The 15,109-nt window shown below is 63.8% G+C and carries 11 protein-coding genes; 8 read left to right on the top strand and 3 right to left on the bottom strand.

The genetic code is table 11. From position 1 onward, the window contains the following. Positions 1–62 precede the first annotated feature (62 nt). Positions 63–1,808 (bottom strand): gamma-glutamyltransferase, encoded by a 1,746-nt coding sequence (gene ggt, locus SPHINGO391_RS05760; RefSeq protein ID WP_152007931.1) that lies wholly within the window; start codon positions 1,806–1,808, stop codon positions 63–65. Positions 1,809–2,027: 219 nt separating this feature from the next. On the opposite strand from ggt, the gene SPHINGO391_RS05765 reads away from it, so the two are divergent. The 3 genes from SPHINGO391_RS05765 to SPHINGO391_RS05775 all read left to right on the top strand — a co-directional run bounded on the left by SPHINGO391_RS05765 (position 2,028) and on the right by SPHINGO391_RS05775 (position 4,967). Then, positions 2,028–2,714, top strand: coding sequence for a zinc metallopeptidase (locus tag SPHINGO391_RS05765; protein WP_152007932.1), 687 nt, complete (start codon positions 2,028–2,030; stop codon positions 2,712–2,714). A gap of 90 nt (positions 2,715–2,804) precedes the next feature. After that, positions 2,805–3,590 carry an MBL fold metallo-hydrolase gene (locus tag SPHINGO391_RS05770; protein ID WP_152007933.1) on the top strand — a complete coding sequence of 262 codons (786 nt, stop codon included), beginning with the start codon at positions 2,805–2,807 and terminating at the stop codon, positions 3,588–3,590. 198 nt (positions 3,591–3,788) lie between these two features. After that, the gene (locus tag SPHINGO391_RS05775; protein WP_152007934.1) at positions 3,789–4,967 is read left to right on the top strand and encodes an SAM-dependent methyltransferase; all 1,179 of its coding nucleotides are present in this window, start codon (positions 3,789–3,791) and stop codon (positions 4,965–4,967) included. On the opposite strand, the gene SPHINGO391_RS05780 is transcribed toward SPHINGO391_RS05775, so the two are convergent. Next, a complete protein-coding gene (locus SPHINGO391_RS05780; RefSeq protein WP_152007935.1) occupies positions 4,912–5,838 on the bottom strand; it encodes a LysR family transcriptional regulator in 927 nt (308 codons plus the stop codon). The two genes, SPHINGO391_RS05775 and SPHINGO391_RS05780, sit on opposite strands and share 56 nt — an antisense overlap. A 132-nt stretch (positions 5,839–5,970) precedes the next feature. Between SPHINGO391_RS05780 and SPHINGO391_RS05785 the strand changes: the two genes are divergently transcribed. Then, complete coding sequence (locus tag SPHINGO391_RS05785) at positions 5,971–6,606, top strand: class I SAM-dependent methyltransferase (RefSeq protein WP_152007936.1); 636 nt, start codon at positions 5,971–5,973, stop codon at positions 6,604–6,606. 177 nt (positions 6,607–6,783) lie between these two features. Here SPHINGO391_RS05785 and SPHINGO391_RS05790 read toward each other — a convergent pair whose 3' ends face one another. After that, a complete protein-coding gene (locus SPHINGO391_RS05790; protein WP_152007937.1) occupies positions 6,784–9,840 on the bottom strand; it encodes a PAS domain-containing protein in 3,057 nt (1,018 codons plus the stop codon). A 286-nt stretch (positions 9,841–10,126) separates the two neighbouring features. On the opposite strand from SPHINGO391_RS05790, the gene uvrB reads away from it, so the two are divergent. The 4 genes from uvrB (at position 10,127) to SPHINGO391_RS05810 (ending at position 15,087) form a co-directional block, all read left to right on the top strand. After that, positions 10,127–13,006 carry an excinuclease ABC subunit UvrB gene (gene uvrB / locus SPHINGO391_RS05795; protein WP_152007938.1) on the top strand — a complete coding sequence of 960 codons (2,880 nt, stop codon included), beginning with the start codon at positions 10,127–10,129 and terminating at the stop codon, positions 13,004–13,006. A 261-nt stretch (positions 13,007–13,267) separates the two neighbouring features. Then, positions 13,268–13,411, top strand: coding sequence for a hypothetical protein (locus SPHINGO391_RS05800; RefSeq protein WP_193217203.1), 144 nt, complete (start codon positions 13,268–13,270; stop codon positions 13,409–13,411). A 178-nt stretch (positions 13,412–13,589) separates the two neighbouring features. Continuing rightward, positions 13,590–13,886: a hypothetical protein gene (locus SPHINGO391_RS05805; protein ID WP_152007939.1), complete on the top strand. Its 297-nt coding sequence runs from the start codon at positions 13,590–13,592 to the stop codon at positions 13,884–13,886. A 634-nt stretch (positions 13,887–14,520) separates the two neighbouring features. Continuing rightward, positions 14,521–15,087 (top strand): hypothetical protein, encoded by a 567-nt coding sequence (locus tag SPHINGO391_RS05810; RefSeq protein WP_152007940.1) that lies wholly within the window; start codon positions 14,521–14,523, stop codon positions 15,085–15,087. The last annotated feature ends 22 nt before the right edge of the window (positions 15,088–15,109 follow it).

The following is a 15,109-nucleotide window of genomic DNA, read 5'->3' on the forward strand; positions in this document are numbered from 1 at the left end:
TCGAAACACCAGTGCCGCGCCGGCGGCGATCAGGGCGAAGCCTCCGGTATGATTCCGGCCCCTCAATACCCCACCGTGGCCGAGCCCGTCCGGCGCGGATCCGACGCGCCGAGAAGCAGGCCCTTCTCCGCATCGACGTGGATCGACTGGGTCGAGCCCATCACGCTTTTGACTGCAATCGTATGCCCCCTGGCCTCGAGTGCTGCCACGGTGTCGCGGCTCAACCCGCCGTCTTCGACGCGGATTTCGTCGGGCAGCCATTGATGGTGGATGCGCGCGGCGTTGGTGGCTTCGGCGACATTCATGCCGTGATCGATCATGTTGGAGATCACCTGCAGCGTGGTGGTGATGATGCGCGAGCCGCCCGGGCTGCCGGTGACCAGGAACGGCTTGCCGTCTTTGAGCACAATGGTCGGGCTCATCGAGGACAGCGGCCGCTTGCCGGGCTCGACGGCATTGGCGTCGCCGCCGATCAGGCCATAGGCATTGGGCACGCCGGGCTTGGCGGAAAAATCGTCCATCTCGTTGTTGAGCAGCACGCCGGTGCCAGCCGCGGTCATGCCCGAGCCATAGGAGAAATTCAGCGTGTAGGTGTTCGACACCGCGTTGCCGTCCTTGTCCACGATCGAGAAATGCGTGGTCTGGTCGCTCTCATAGGGCGCCAGCTTGCCCGGCTTGATCGAGGCCGACGGCGTGGCGCGGTTGAGGCTGATTACCTCGCGGATCTTGGCCGCATAGTCTTTCGAGGTGAGCGCCTTGACCGGCACATCGACAAAATCCGGATCACCCAGATACTCCGAGCGGTCGGCATAGGCGCGCTTCATCGCTTCCGCCATCAAATGGATGGTGTTCGATGAATTGTGCCCGAGAAAACCGATCGGGTAGCCCTCCATCACATTGAGGATCTGGATGATGTGGGTGCCGCCCGAGCTTGGCGGCGGCATCGAGACGATCTCGTGGCCGTGATAGGTCCCGCTCACCGGCTCGCGGATCACTGCCTTGTAGTTCGCCAGATCCTCCACCGTCATCGAGCCGCCGGCTTCCTGCACGGAGGCCGCAATCTTCTCGGCGACTTCGCCCTTGTAGAATCCGTCGGGGCCTTCCGCCGCGATCGTCTTCAGTGTCGCCGCCAGGTCCGGCTGTTTGAACAGGTCACCGGGCTCATAGAAACTGCCATCGGGCTTGTAGAAGATTGCCGCCGAGGCCGGCCAGGTCTTGAGCCGCTTCTCCAGCGCCTTGAGGCTGTCGGCCAGATCGGCGGTGACAAGGATGCCGTCTTCGGCAAGTTTGATCGCCGGGGCCGCGGCCTGTTCAAGCGTCATGGTGCCATAGGTTTCGAGCGCCAGCTGCATGCCGGCGACGGTGCCGGGCACGCCCACCGCCAGACCGTGAAAGCGCGAGAGATTGCTGTCGGCATTGCCCTCGGCATCAAGATACATGTCGCGTGTGGCACTCGCAGGCGCCATCTCGCGGTAGTCGATCGCCTTTGTTTCGCCGCTCGCCGCGTCATGCACCATCATGAAGCCGCCGCCGCCCAGGTTTCCGGCGCGGGGCAGGGTGACGGCCAGCGCCAGCGCCACGGCGACGCCTGCATCGACCGCATTGCCGCCATCCTTGAGCACCTGCAGCCCGACTTCGGCGGCGACCGCCTCCTGTACCGAAACCATCGCGGATTTCGCCCAGACCGGATGCACGGCATCCATGGAGCTGTAGATCGCCGCTTCCTGGGCGCTGGCGGCAACAGGTGCGAGTGCGATCATACCGGCAGCGGTAAGCGCTGTGAGCGGGCGGAGCATCGGGCGTGTCATGGTATAACTTCCTTTCCGGATCGTCCTGGATCAAGGACCGGGACGGGGCAGGCCATGGCTGGCAAGGGACTACAACAGGCCACATCGGCCGGTTCGTCAACCCGCGGGCCGGTCACGGCCTCGCGCTTTGCTGCCCGATCCGCCTGTACGGCCCTTTATCCGGCGGGCGCGGCACCTATCTAACAGGCATGGAAACAATCTTGGTGGATCAGGGCTGACATGGCGTTTCTCGGACTCTTCGGTGTCCTGCTGATTCTGGCGCTGGTTTACGCGCCGCAGTTCTGGGTCGGCCACACGATGCGTCGTCACAGCGACGAGCGGCCCGATTTTCCCGGTACCGGCGGCGAGATGGCGCAGCACCTGGTCGAGCGTTTTGAGCTGTCCGGCGTCGGCGTGGAGATGACCGACAAGGGCGACCATTACGATCCGGAAGCGCGGGTGGTGCGCCTGTCGCAGGCCAATTACCAGGGCGCGAGCCTCACCGCCGTGGCCGTGGCGGCGCACGAGGTCGGACATGCGCTGCAGCATCACGGCGGCGAGCGCGGGCTGGCGCTCAGGCAGAAGCTGGTCGGTGTCGCAATGACGACGGACCGGATCGCGTCGGTGTTCTTCATTGCCGCACCGGTGCTGGCCGTGCTGCTGCGCACGCCGGCGGCGATGCTTGGCATGGCGGTGATCGGCATCGGGCTGCTGGGCGTTCGGGTTCTGGTGCACCTGGTCACGTTGCCGGTCGAATATGATGCAAGCTTCAACAAGGCGCTGCCGATCCTGCGCGAGGGCGGGTACCTCGCCGACGAGGACCTTGCCGGCGCCCGCAGCGTGCTCAAGGCCGCGGCCTTCACCTATGTCGCCGCCGCCCTGACCAGCGTGCTCAACCTGGCCCGCTGGATAAGGGTGCTCAGGTGACGTGCTCTTGAATTTCCGGTGCGGCGCTGCATTTGGCAAAACCAAGTCCCTGCAAGACCACCAACCAGAACGATGCCGAAGGAGATTGCCATGACCACCAGACGCACCTTTATTGTTGGCGGCGCCGCCGCTGTCGGAGCCATCACGCTGTTGCCATCGCTCGGCCTTGCAGCCGCGCATGCGGCGAGTTTCGAGCTGATGGACGGAAAGATCGTCATCCATCCGGTGGAGCATGCCTCCTTCGTCATGGAGAGCCCGGCGGGGACCATCTATGTCGATCCGGTCGGCGAGGCCAGACTGTATGAGGCGCTGCCAAAGCCGGACCTGATCCTGATCACCCACCGCCACGGTGATCACTACAATGCCGATCTTCTGGCCGCGCTTGCAGAGGCACCAATCCTGACCAATGCGGATGTGAAGGGCATGATGCCGGAAGACCTGCAGGCGCGCACCGAGGTCATCGCCCCGGGCGGCAGCACCGACATGATGGGCATCGCCATCGCGGCCATCGCGTCCTACAACACCTCCGCCGACCGGCAGGACTTCCACCCCAAGGCCCGCGGTGACCTCGGCTTCGTGCTGACCATCGACGGAAGCCGCGTCTACGTCTCCGGAGACACCGAGGGGACACCGGAAATGCGGGCGCTCGAGAACATCGATCTCGCCTTTGTCTGCATGAATTTGCCGTTCACGATGGACGCCGAACAGGCGGCTGACGCGGTGGCCGAATTCTTGCCAGCCATGGTCGTCCCCTACCACTACCGCGGCCGCGACGGCGGCACCCAGGACCCGCAGGTGTTTGCAAACATGCTGAGCGAGGCCGGCAGTTCGACCGAGGTCAAACTGCACGACTGGTACAACGGCGCCATGGGCTGAGGCTACAGGCGTCTTCCAGTTTTGACTTGTGCTACCGGGCCCATGCTTCCAGCGTGGGCCCGGTTCGCGTCGAGGACCGCGAAAGCCCGATTGGCCGAATATCCAACCGGCTGATTTGCTTCTTCCTGCCGGACAGGTAGAAGGGCCACTGATAACCTGATTTTCCGAAGGCACGCCAACCGCCCCGAAGGACCGCCCGTGAATTCCCCCGATCGCATCGAAGAGCTGTTGAACGCTACCCGGGACTCCTTTTCGAACGGGGCGCTGGTGCAGCTCAAGCTTGGCGGCTACCACGGACCGGAGCCGGAACTGAAGGCGGTTCTGGTCAAGAAGATCGCAACCAAGGGCGGCGAGAAATACTCCTTCACCTGGCGCTACAAGACCCGCGACACGATCAAGAATTACGCTGAAGACGAGGCGATGGAACTGCTGCGCGATGGTCTGGCGGTCGAATTCCGCAGCGCGCAGCTTGCGACCACCGGATTCGACATGCTGTTCGAGCGCAACGGCGAAAAGCAGCGGCTCAAGCGGACCGAGGTGGAAGGCCGCGCGGCACCCTCAACCGAGCACAACCGCGCCAAGAACCGGCCGCTGACCGAAACCGGAAAGCCCTGGCTCAAGGCGCTCGGGCTTGCCGGCAAGAACGGCGCCATCCGCCACGACGCGCAGGACAAGTTCCGCCAGATCAACAAGATGGTCGAGATCTTTGCGCCGCTGGTTGCCGCGCTGAAGGCCGAACCGCCGCTGATCGTCGATATGGGCGCGGGCAAGGGCTATCTCGATTTCGCGCTTTACGACTATCTCGCCACCGTGGTGAAGCGGCCGGCGCGGATTGTCGGCGTTGAACTGCGTGAGCAACTGGTCGAGGACGGCAACGCCACGGCGAAGGCGTCGGGCTTCGCCGGATTGAGTTTTGAGGCAGGTACGATCATGGCGTTCGACGCCTCGGGCGCCGATGCGGTGATTGCGCTGCATGCCTGCGACACGGCCACGGACGACGCCATCTTCAAGGGCATTGCCGCCGGGGCCGCCCTGATCGCCGTGGCGCCGTGCTGCCACAAGCAGATCCGTAGGCAGATGGAAGCCGGCAAGCCCGATGAGACCCTGGAACCGCTGCTCCGGCACGGCATCTTCGTCGAGCGCCAGGCCGAGATGGTCACCGACACACTCCGCGCATTGCTGCTCGAACTCAACGGCTACCGCACCCGCGTGTTCGAGTTCGTCTCCGACGCACACACCCCGAAAAACAACCTGATCGTGGCCGAAAAGGACGGCCGGTTTGGCCGCGACCGCGAAGCGGTGCTCAAGCAGATTGCCGAGATCAAGGCGATGTTCGGGATTGAACACCACCATCTCGAAGGGTTGCTCGAGGTGTGAGGATCAGTGCTTCGGCCAGAAGATCGAAGACCGTGCGAATGCGCCGGCTGGTGCGCAGTTCGCGGTGAGTGACAAGCCAGATCGGCACCGGAAACGGCTCGATCTGCGGTAGAAGCCGCACGATACCGGGTGTTCGTGAGGCGATCTCGTGCATCTGAAAGCTGATGCCAAGGCCGCGCTTGACCATCTCCCACACCACCACCGAATTCTCCGAGGCGAGGATGAAACTGGCTTCGGTCACCGGCAGGCCGCGGCTTTGCAAGTGCCCCGCAAGCCGCGCGCCGCCGCCCAGGCCAATGAAGCCGGTCCTTGCCAGATCGGCCGGATGGCGCGGCATGCCGTTTTGTTCTACCCAGCTTTGTGCAGCATAGAGATGCGCCTCGGATTCCTTGATCAGCCGGCCGATCAGGTCGGGCTGATCGGGGCGGACATGGCGGATGGCGATATCGGCCTCGCGGCGTCGCAGGTCGCTAAGGGCGTTGGAGGCAACAATCTCCAGCGTGATCTGTGGCGCGGCCTCCCGGATGTGATGCACAATGTCGGGTAGGACATAGGCAGCAAGGCCATCGGACGCGGAGATGGTGACGCGGCCCTCGATCGACTGGGTCTGTCCGGAAGCCGCAAGTCGAACTGTTTCGGCAGCGGCGCCCATGGCGCGCACGTGCTCGATCAGGTCGAGGCCGGCTTCGGTCAGCATCAGCGACTTTCCAAGGCGTTCGAACAGGGTGACACCGAGGCTCTGCTCCAACGCCGCGACCTGCCGCGACAGGGTCGGCTGGGTCAATCCGAGCTTGCGGGCAGCGGCCGAGAGCGATCCCTCTTCCACGGTGGTCCAGAACGCCAGCGCATGATTCCAGTCGAATTTGCTCATGCATAGATGTATATCAAGGCTGCAAATAATCGCAATTTCCATAGAAAAATCCATGGGTGATAAGCAGCGATCCCTCCGCGGGGCCGCGCGCTCCGTGATATGATCGCACCGGCATGTAACAGGACCGACGCCATGACACCTGCAGAGATCACCAGGATCCGCTTCTGGGACCGCTCGGCCCGACGTTATGCTGCCCGACCGGTCGCCGACAGCAAGGCATACGAGACCACGCTCGAGCGCACCGGCGCATGGCTCACACCGACTGACGATGTGCTCGAAATCGGTTGCGGCACGGGCTCCACCGCGATCAGGCTTGCGCCCCACTCCGGCCGTATCACCGGGACTGACATCTCGCCCGAAATGATCGCGATTGCCGAGGAAAGGCGCTCAGACGGTGGTCCCGCCAATGTCACCTTCCTGGCCGCCGCGCTGTCCGATGCGCGGCTCGAACCGACCGCTTTCGACGTCGTGATGGCTTTCAATGTGCTGCACCTGCTTGAAGACTTGCCGGATGCGCTGACACGGATTGGCAAGCTGCTCAAGCCGGGTGGGTTGCTGATCTCGAAAACGCCCTGCCTCGGCGACATGCCAGTTATGCTCCGGCTGGTCATCCCGGCGATGCAACTGTTCGGCAAGGCGCCGCCGGTCAGTTATTTTGGCAAGGACGCGTTGCGCCAAGCGATGCAGGAAGCCGGTTTCGACATTGAGGAAACAGGCCTGCATGCAGCCGGAGGGCATGCACTCTTCATCGTGGCCCGCAAGCGGTGAAGCGGGCAGGGGCATCGGTCTTGCATCGGCGGCGCAATCGTCCTTCCTGGACAATTGCAGGACCCCGTCGGGCTGAAAACTGCGGAAGGCGAGAGTCTGTGCTCAATAGCCCTGTCGAGCATGCCCAGCCTCAACGCCTGTCCAGCAGTGGATCAATCCGCGGTTCAGCAAGCGCCGTCAGGCAAGCGAACCCAGCTTTTCCAGCGCCGCTTTCAGCGACTCATCGGAATAGGGTTTGGTCAGCAGCACCGCTTCGGCGTCGGCGCCTTCAGGGAGCTGGCTCTCTCCGGTGGCGAAGACAATGCCTACGCCCGGTTTTAGTGCCTGCACCTTGCGGGCCAGTTCACCGCCTTTCATGTCGGGCAGGCCGACATCGGTGACGAGGATGTCGAACTCGTGCTCCGAGGTTGCCGCGAGCGCCTCAGCGGCGGTTCCGGCCTCGATCACGTCATGGCCCATGTCGGTGAGCATGTCGGCGGTGTTGATGCGGATCAGGGCCTCGTCCTCGACCAGAAGGACTTTGAACTTCCGCTGGCCGGACGTGGCCGCAGCCGGCTCTGCGTCCCCGACCGGGGTGGCCGTGGCCTGGGCCGAGGACGGGGCGGCTGCCGCCTGCGAGGCCTGTTTCTGGTTGGCGATCAGATGCCGGATCCTGCCATCCAGCGCCTCGCGGGTATAGGGCTTGGAGAGCAGTTCGACACCGGGGTCGAGCTTGCCGCCATGGACGATGGAGTTTTCCGTGTAGCCGGAGGTGAACAGTACCACCAGATCAGGGTTTATGGCCTTGGCGAGTTTCGCCATCTCGGGGCTCTTCAGCGTGCCCGGCATCACCACATCGGTGAACAGGACATCGACCGGAACGCCGCTCTCGATGACGGCCAGGCCGCCCTGGGCGTCGCGCGCGGTCAGGACGCTGTAACCGAGGTCCTTCAGCGTCGCGACCACGGTGGCGCGGACATCCTCGTCGTCCTCGACCACGAGAATGGTCTCGGTTCCGCCCGTGGCCGGGCCTGCGGGGGCCTGGATGTCCTGTTCCTCGTCGGCAAGCGCTCGCGGCAGGTAGATCTTGACCGTCGTGCCCTGGCCGGGTTCGCTGTAAATCTTGATGTGTCCGCCGGACTGCTTGACGAAGCCGTAGACCATGGACAGGCCGAGCCCGGTGCCCTTGCCTTCGGGCTTGGTCGAGAAGAACGGCTCGAACACCTGCTCGAGCGTGGCTTCATCCATGCCGGCGCCTGTATCGGTCACCGCAAGCAGCACGTAGTTGCCGCTTTCGACGTCTTCGAGGCCGGCGGTATAGGTGTCGTCGAGCCGCGCATTGGCAGCCTCGATCGTCAGCTTGCCGGTGCCGTCCATGGCATCACGGGCGTTGATGGCCATGTTCAGGATCGCATTTTCGACCTGGGTCGGATCTGCGGAGGTGTTCCACAGGCCTTCGGCGACCACGACCTCGATGTCTACGGTTTCGCCGATGGAGCGGCGCAGCAGATCGTCCATTCCGCGGACGAAGCGGCCGACATTGATGACCTTCGGCTCGAGCGGCTGGCGGCGGCTGAAAGCCAGCAGCTGGCTTGCCAGTTTGGCGCCGCGCTGAACGCCAGCGAGGGCATTGTTCACCCGGGTCCCGGCCTGCTCGTTGCCGGAGACATCCTTGGCCAGAAGCTGCAGGTTTCCGGAGACGACCTGAAGCAGATTGTTGAAGTCGTGCGCGACGCCGCCGGTGAGCTTGCCGATGGTTTCCATCTTCTGGGACTGCTGCAAGGCCTTCTGCGACTGAAGCAGCTCTTCGGTGCGTTCGGCGATCCGCTCTTCCAGTGTTGCGTTGAGTTCCGCCAGCGCTGCCTCGTTGAGCTTGGCGTGCTCGATGTCGGTGTTGCTGCCAACCCAGCGGCGCACTTCACCGGTCTCGGTCTTGACCGGCGTGGCACGGACCACGTGCCAGCGGTAGTTGCCATCGTGGCGGCGGATGCGGAACTCGATCTGGTAGACCTCGCCGGTTTCCACAGAGTGCGACCATGCGGCAGCGGCGGCGGGAAAATCTTCCGGGTGAACGATACTGGCCCAGCCATCGCCCTTCAGTCGATCCGCGGTCTCGCCGCTGTAGGCAAGCACACGATCGTTGAGCCATTCGATCTTGCCGTCGGGTGTTGCGGTCCAGATGTGGTTGAGCAGGGATTGCGACAGCGAGCGGAATTCCTCCTCGCTGGCCTTGAGGGCGAGCTCGGAGCGCTTCTCCGCGGTGGTATCGGAAAACAGCACGGCGACATTGTCGCTGCCGACACCATCGATGGAAAAGGCCTGGACCTTGAACCAGCGCTGGTTCAGTTCGCTGGCCGGGAACTCGGTGTTGACCGGCTCACCGGTGCGGGCGACATTTCCATACAGCTCGAACCAGTGCTGTTCATGTCCCTGGGCAATGTCGCGGCGCATCCACTTGCCGATCGGATCCTCGATGCCCGTATGGCGGGTGAAGGTCTTGTTGGCTTCAAGGAACTCGTAGTCAACCGGGGTTCCGTCCTTGTCCCAGATCATGCGGATCACGCAAAAACCGGAATCGAGGTTCTCGAACAGGTTGCGGTAGCGCTCGCGCTGGGCCAGTGCGTCCATTTCCGCCTTGCGGCGGGCCGTGACGTCAAACAGGACGCCGGGAAAACGTGCCGGCTTGCCTTCGGCGTCCTTGACCAGCTTGCCCTGGGCCAGCACGTGGGAGACCGATCCGTCAGGCCGGTTGATGCGGTACTCGGAACTGTAGGCGTCCCCGGATTCGATGGTGCGGACAATCTCGTCGGCAACGCGCGCGCGGTCGCCTTCATGGATGCGATTGATGAATTCCTCGAGCGGCAGCCCCGTCTCGGCCTGTTTCGGGTCCAGCCCGAAGCTTGCGGCAAAGCGGCCGTCGGTGAAGATCAGATCCTGCGAGACATCCCAGTTCCACGAGCCGATGACATCGGCATTGGTCATGGTCAGGTCGAGCCGTTCTTGCAGATGCCTGGTCTGGGAACTCCTGAGCGCCACGACCCGGCCATTGTCGGGCGTCGGCACCGAGACGGAATCGAGGTCGAGCGCGCCACTTGCGCCCATGAAGAAGCCGCGATCATCATGGATCTCGCTGAAGGGATGACCGATCATCTCCTCGGCCTTCCAGCCGAGCACCCTCTGGGCGCCGTCGCTCCAGCCGGTGATCACCGCATCGGAATCAAGAAAGATCAGCGGAGCTGAAAGGGATGTGTCCATAATATCTTCGTCACTGAGATGAGGCCGGATGGTCAAGAGCCAGGCATGATTCCGGAGAGCTTCGGTTTTGCGCGTGACTGTTTAGCACATCCCGCTGACCAGCCTATACCCATAAATTGCGGATGGTTCTTCCCCGCTCACGGGAGCGGAACTGACGCCGGCTGGTCCGGACCAACCGGGGCATCGATCGCCATGCTGACACCTGCTGTCAGTATGGCCCGTTTTCGTTCCCCTTTTGCCCCTTAGACCTCTTTCTTTCGCCGCAGACTCTGCCCATATTGCCGCCATGGCCAAGACCCCTGCACAAAACACCCGTCCCGATGGTTCCGAATTCGATGGTTTCGAGGAGGCGCCGCAGCCGAAGCTTTCGGGCGCGCAGGTTTCCTCGTCCGGATCGATCGCCGACTGGGCCGCGGACCTCGCCAGGGAAGCCGAGCTCGACGCGGTGAAGGCGCGGCGCAAGGCGGAAAACCGGGAACTTCGTTCCCAGGCTGGCAAGCACCGGCTGAAGGCGGGCAAGGGGAAGGAAGAGGCGCCAGCGAAGGGCCCGGCGAAAGCCAAGGCTGCATCCGCCGAGAAATCCAGGAAGACCGCCCGCGGCACCTCGATCGGCAGCTCGAACGATCCGCGCGCCCGTGCCGCCGCCGGGCTTAACGCGGTGGCCGGTCTCGACATGTCGGTGGAGGAGGCGGAAGCCTCGGGCGCGACCTCGGCCAACACTGCCACCGTGCAGGCACTTTCCGATCTTATTGAATCGGGCAACCCGCTGTTCAAGAACGGCAAGACCTGGACGCCGCACCGCCCGGCGCGGCCGGAGAAATCCGAGGGCGGCGTCAAGATCCGCATGGCCACTGAGTACAAGCCGGCCGGCGACCAGCCGACCGCGATTGCCGATCTTGTCGCCGGCGCCAACGAGAACGAGCGCAACCAGGTTCTCTTGGGTGTCACCGGCTCGGGTAAGACGTTTACCATGGCCAAGGTGATCGAGGAGACCCAGCGTCCCGCCGTCATCCTGGCGCCGAACAAGACGCTGGCCGCGCAGCTCTATTCCGAGTTCAGGAATTTCTTCCCCGACAACGCGGTCGAGTATTTCGTCTCCTATTACGACTACTACCAGCCCGAGGCCTATGTTCCGCGCACCGACACCTTCATCGAGAAGGAGTCGACCATCAACGAGCAGATCGACCGGATGCGCCACTCGGCCACCCGCGCGCTGATGGAGCGCGACGACGTCATCATCGTCGCCTCGGTCTCCTGCATCTACGGTATCGGCTCGGTGGAAACCTACACCGCCATGACCTTCCAGATGGCGGTCGGCGACCGCATCGACCAGCGCCAGCTCTTGGCCGACCTGGTGGCGCAGCAGTACAAGCGCCGCGACATGGATTTCCAGCGCGGTTCGTTCCGGGTGCGCGGCGACACGATCGAGCTGTTCCCGGCCCACCTTGAGGACGCGGCCTGGCGGATCACGCTGTTCGGCGACGAGATCGAGAGCATCGCCGAGTTTGACCCGCTCACCGGGCAGAAGACCGGCGACCTGAAAAGCGTCAAGATCTACGCCAATTCGCACTACGTCACCCCGCGCCCCACCCTGAACCAGGCCACCAAATCGATCCGCGAGGAATTGAAGCACCGTCTGGCCGAGCTCGAAGCCTCGGGGCGGCTCTTGGAAGCGCAGCGGCTCGAGCAGCGCACCCGCTTCGACCTCGAAATGCTCGAGGCCACCGGCGTCTGCCAGGGCATCGAGAACTACTCCCGTTACCTGACCGGGCGCGCGCCGGGCGAACCGCCGCCGACGCTGTTCGAATACATCCCCGACAACGCGCTTCTGTTCATCGACGAGAGCCATGTGTCGATCCCGCAGATCGGCGGCATGTACCGCGGCGACTTCCGCCGCAAGGCGACGCTGGCCGAATACGGCTTCCGGCTGCCCTCCTGCCTCGACAATAGGCCCTTGCGCTTCGAGGAATGGGACGCGATGCGGCCCTCGACCATCGCCGTCTCCGCCACGCCCGGCAACTGGGAGATGGAGCAGGCCGGCGGCGTCTTCGCCGAGCAGGTGATCCGTCCGACCGGGCTGATCGACCCGCCGGTCGAGGTGCGTCCGGCCCGCGCCCAGGTCGACGATGTGCTGGGCGAAATCCGCGCCACGGCGGAGGCCGGCTACCGGACGCTCTGCACGGTGCTGACCAAGCGCATGGCCGAGGATCTGACCGAATATCTGCACGAGCAGGGCGTGCGGGTGCGCTACATGCATTCCGACATCGACACGCTGGAGCGCATCGAGATCATCCGCGACCTCCGCCTCGGCGCTTTCGACGTGCTGGTCGGCATCAACCTGCTGCGCGAGGGACTCGACATTCCCGAATGCGGGCTGGTGGCGATCCTCGACGCCGACAAGGAAGGGTTCCTGCGCTCCGAGACCTCGCTGATCCAGACCATCGGCCGCGCCGCGCGCAATGTCGACGGCAAGGTCATCCTCTATGCCGACAAGGTCACCGGCTCGATGGAGCGGGCGATGGAGGAAACCTCGCGCCGCCGCGCCAAGCAGGAGGAATACAATACCGCCAACGGCATTACCCCGGAATCGGTCAAGGCGCATATTTCCGACATTCTCGATTCGGTCTACGAGCGCGACCATGTCCGCGCCTCCATCGCAGCACCTGGCGGCAAGGGCGCCAAGACGGACGAGGGCGCGCTGGTTGGCTCCAATCTCAAGGCGCATCTGGAAGCGCTGGAAAAGCAGATGCGCGATTCCGCCGCCGACCTCGACTTCGAAACCGCCGCGCGTCTGCGCGATGAGATCAAGCGGCTGAAGGCCGTCGAGCTCGACCTGATGGACGACCCGATGGCGCGCGATTCCGGCATCGACAACACTCGCGCCAAGCGCAAGGCCGAGGCCACCGGAAAGCCGATGCGCGGGCCCTCCAAGGAGCCCAACCCGGACATTTTGCGCAACCGCGAGTCCAGCTACTTCAGGAAAAACGATCTCGACGAGATGACCGTCGGCCGAACCGAAAAACCGATGCCTCCGGGCAAGCTGCCGCAGAAGCCCGACGATCCGATCGTCAAGCGCGGCAAGGTCGGCGCCGGGAGTTACGAGGATCCCGTCGAGGCGTCACGCCAGAAACGGCGTCCGGGCAAGACGGGGCGGCCGGGACGGTAGGGAGCTGCAAGCGCGATGCTGAACGTTGGCCAATCTCCCCCCTTGCGGGGGAGATGTCGGCGTAGCCGACAGAGGGGGGTGAACGTAAGACTGGCGCGAGGCGAGAGATTACCCCCCTCTGTCACTTCGTGACATCTCCCCCGCAAGGGGGGAGATAGGGGGCACCACTCCCGGCGTGGAACCAATAGGCTCCTCACGCGTTGTCACGGTCCCATATACAGGCGCGCACCTCCGCCGCACGCTCATTCCAGGATCACAGCCATGTCCCGCAACACGCTTGCCATCGTCATCGCCATCTTTGTCGTCGGCGCCGCCATCCTCGGCTACATGGTCTACCAGGACCAGCAGACCTCCGGCGTCGAGATCAAGATCGGCGAGAGCGGCCTGTCGATCGAGGAGAAGTAGGGGCAGCTACCGGGGCGCCGCCGGGATCGCCATTTCCCGCGCATTTTCATCAAATCCGCAGCTTTGCGTTTACCCGTGCCCAAGGCGGCGGGCGGTAGGTTTGCGCGCGAACCATGGTTCAGCCGAAGCCTGATGCAGGCCGCCAGCCGCAGGGGAGTCCGCAGCAATGTCCGCCGAGATGATCCGATTGTCCGTCCCGCCCTTCGGGCCGCTTGCCTCCCGGTCGTCTTCTCCCGCCGGCTTGGCCGCGGCGCCGGACCTGACCGCGACCAGTGCCGCGCCGCAGCCGGTCAAGGCCCCGGCCCCGCGGGTGCGTCCGGTCTGGCCGGATCCCGCCACGATCAATCTCGCCGGCGAACTGCTCGACCTGAGCAGCACCACCATCGCCTACACCGGAACCATCACCCTGCCCGACACCGGGGCCGACTTCTGGGCCATGCTGGCCGTGGCGCTGGGCGAGGGCAGGCGGGGGTAGGGGCACTTTGCCGGACGCGGACAATCTCCCCTCGGTGGGAGACTTCGGAGCGGTGACCAGAGACCAGAAAACGGAGGTTTCGATTTCAGCGAACGAAGGCCTGAGCGCGACGCCGGCTGCTGCCCCTCTCCCCCCTGGTGGGGGAGAAAGCGATTTCAGCGCCTTGGCTTCAGCCAAGTGCTAGAAATCGCAAGAGAGGGGGTCTTGCTGCGCCATCGGCTCTTGCCCCGGATCCCCTCACCAACAAAATCTGCGACTTGGCCCTGCCGGTCCAAGACCGCGATTTTGTGTCCTCTCCCACAAGGGGAGAGGGGCAGCGCGACTGCCCGCGCCGCCGGACCGTGCCGCCGCATTGGGCGGCGCCGGGACGTTTGATGATCCAGGCTGCGGCCAAGTGCCGGAAAGCGAATGTTGTCCGGGTTCGAATTCCGGTAGTCCATCTCGTAATCTCATCCCGAAAAATCTTCCCGGCAGTCTCCAGACCCTGATGCGGAAACTTCACCAGGCGGTTTGAACGCTTTCTGGTCGTTCGAACCATGCCGCTCCGTTCTCGGCGGCTCATCACATCTGATGATTACGCGACAGTGCCGGTGGACCAGTATCCGGTCACACAACGACAAGAGGCAGGGGTGAGATGATCAGCCCGGACGCCCCAATGACAGGATCGCAACAATCCACAGGACCCACACAGGGACGAGGAAGGGGACATCTCATGATTGCCAGGCGAATGACACAAATCGCTCTCGCTTTTGCCATCGCCATTGCCGGCATTCAGTTTGCCGCCCCCGCAATGGCGAATGAAGGCGGCGGCCCACCGCTGGGCGAAAGCCGGCTGGGTGTGACCAAGAAGGCGAAAAAGACGTTCAAACAGCGCGGCGCGGAACGGCGGGCCGAGCAGGCTGCGAAGAAGAAGGCCAAGGAGAAAGCCAAGGCCGAGGCCAAAAAGGCGAAGCAGACAGCCAAGGACAAGAAGCGCCTGAACGATGCCAAAAAGAGCGTGGCGCACCTTGAAAAGGAACTCAAAAGGCTCGAAAGGGAGCGCAAGACGAAGGTCTGGAAGACGAATTCCGACGTTCGCAAGCACCTGGCCGAGATCAAATCGGTCGAGCGCAACATCAAGCACTCCAAGCGCACGATCCGCACCCTGGAAAAGAAGTTGGGCATCAAGCGCCCGTTGCTCGGCATCTTCCTCGTCAACTGACGCGACGGATGTCAGGACGGAC

This window comes from Hoeflea sp. EC-HK425 (genome assembly GCF_902498795.1).
Taxonomy (GTDB): Bacteria; Pseudomonadota; Alphaproteobacteria; order Rhizobiales; family Rhizobiaceae; genus Hoeflea; species Hoeflea alexandrii.

What these genes read in the sequence shown, in the direction of transcription:
- SPHINGO391_RS05785 (WP_152007936.1), top strand. Translation starts at nt 5,971, where the DNA reads ATGACACCTGCAGAGATCACCAGGATCCGCTTCTGGGACCGCTCGGCC.
- SPHINGO391_RS05810 (WP_152007940.1), top strand. Translation starts at nt 14,521, where the DNA reads ATGATCAGCCCGGACGCCCCAATGACAGGATCGCAACAATCCACAGGA.
- ggt (WP_152007931.1), bottom strand. Translation starts at nt 1,808, where the DNA reads ATGACACGCCCGATGCTCCGCCCGCTCACAGCGCTTACCGCTGCCGGT.
- uvrB (WP_152007938.1), top strand. Translation starts at nt 10,127, where the DNA reads ATGGCCAAGACCCCTGCACAAAACACCCGTCCCGATGGTTCCGAATTC.
- SPHINGO391_RS05780 (WP_152007935.1), bottom strand. Translation starts at nt 5,838, where the DNA reads ATGAGCAAATTCGACTGGAATCATGCGCTGGCGTTCTGGACCACCGTG.
- SPHINGO391_RS05770 (WP_152007933.1), top strand. Translation starts at nt 2,805, where the DNA reads ATGACCACCAGACGCACCTTTATTGTTGGCGGCGCCGCCGCTGTCGGA.
- SPHINGO391_RS05805 (WP_152007939.1), top strand. Translation starts at nt 13,590, where the DNA reads ATGATCCGATTGTCCGTCCCGCCCTTCGGGCCGCTTGCCTCCCGGTCG.
- SPHINGO391_RS05765 (WP_152007932.1), top strand. Translation starts at nt 2,028, where the DNA reads ATGGCGTTTCTCGGACTCTTCGGTGTCCTGCTGATTCTGGCGCTGGTT.
- SPHINGO391_RS05790 (WP_152007937.1), bottom strand. Translation starts at nt 9,840, where the DNA reads ATGGACACATCCCTTTCAGCTCCGCTGATCTTTCTTGATTCCGATGCG.
- SPHINGO391_RS05800 (WP_193217203.1), top strand. Translation starts at nt 13,268, where the DNA reads ATGTCCCGCAACACGCTTGCCATCGTCATCGCCATCTTTGTCGTCGGC.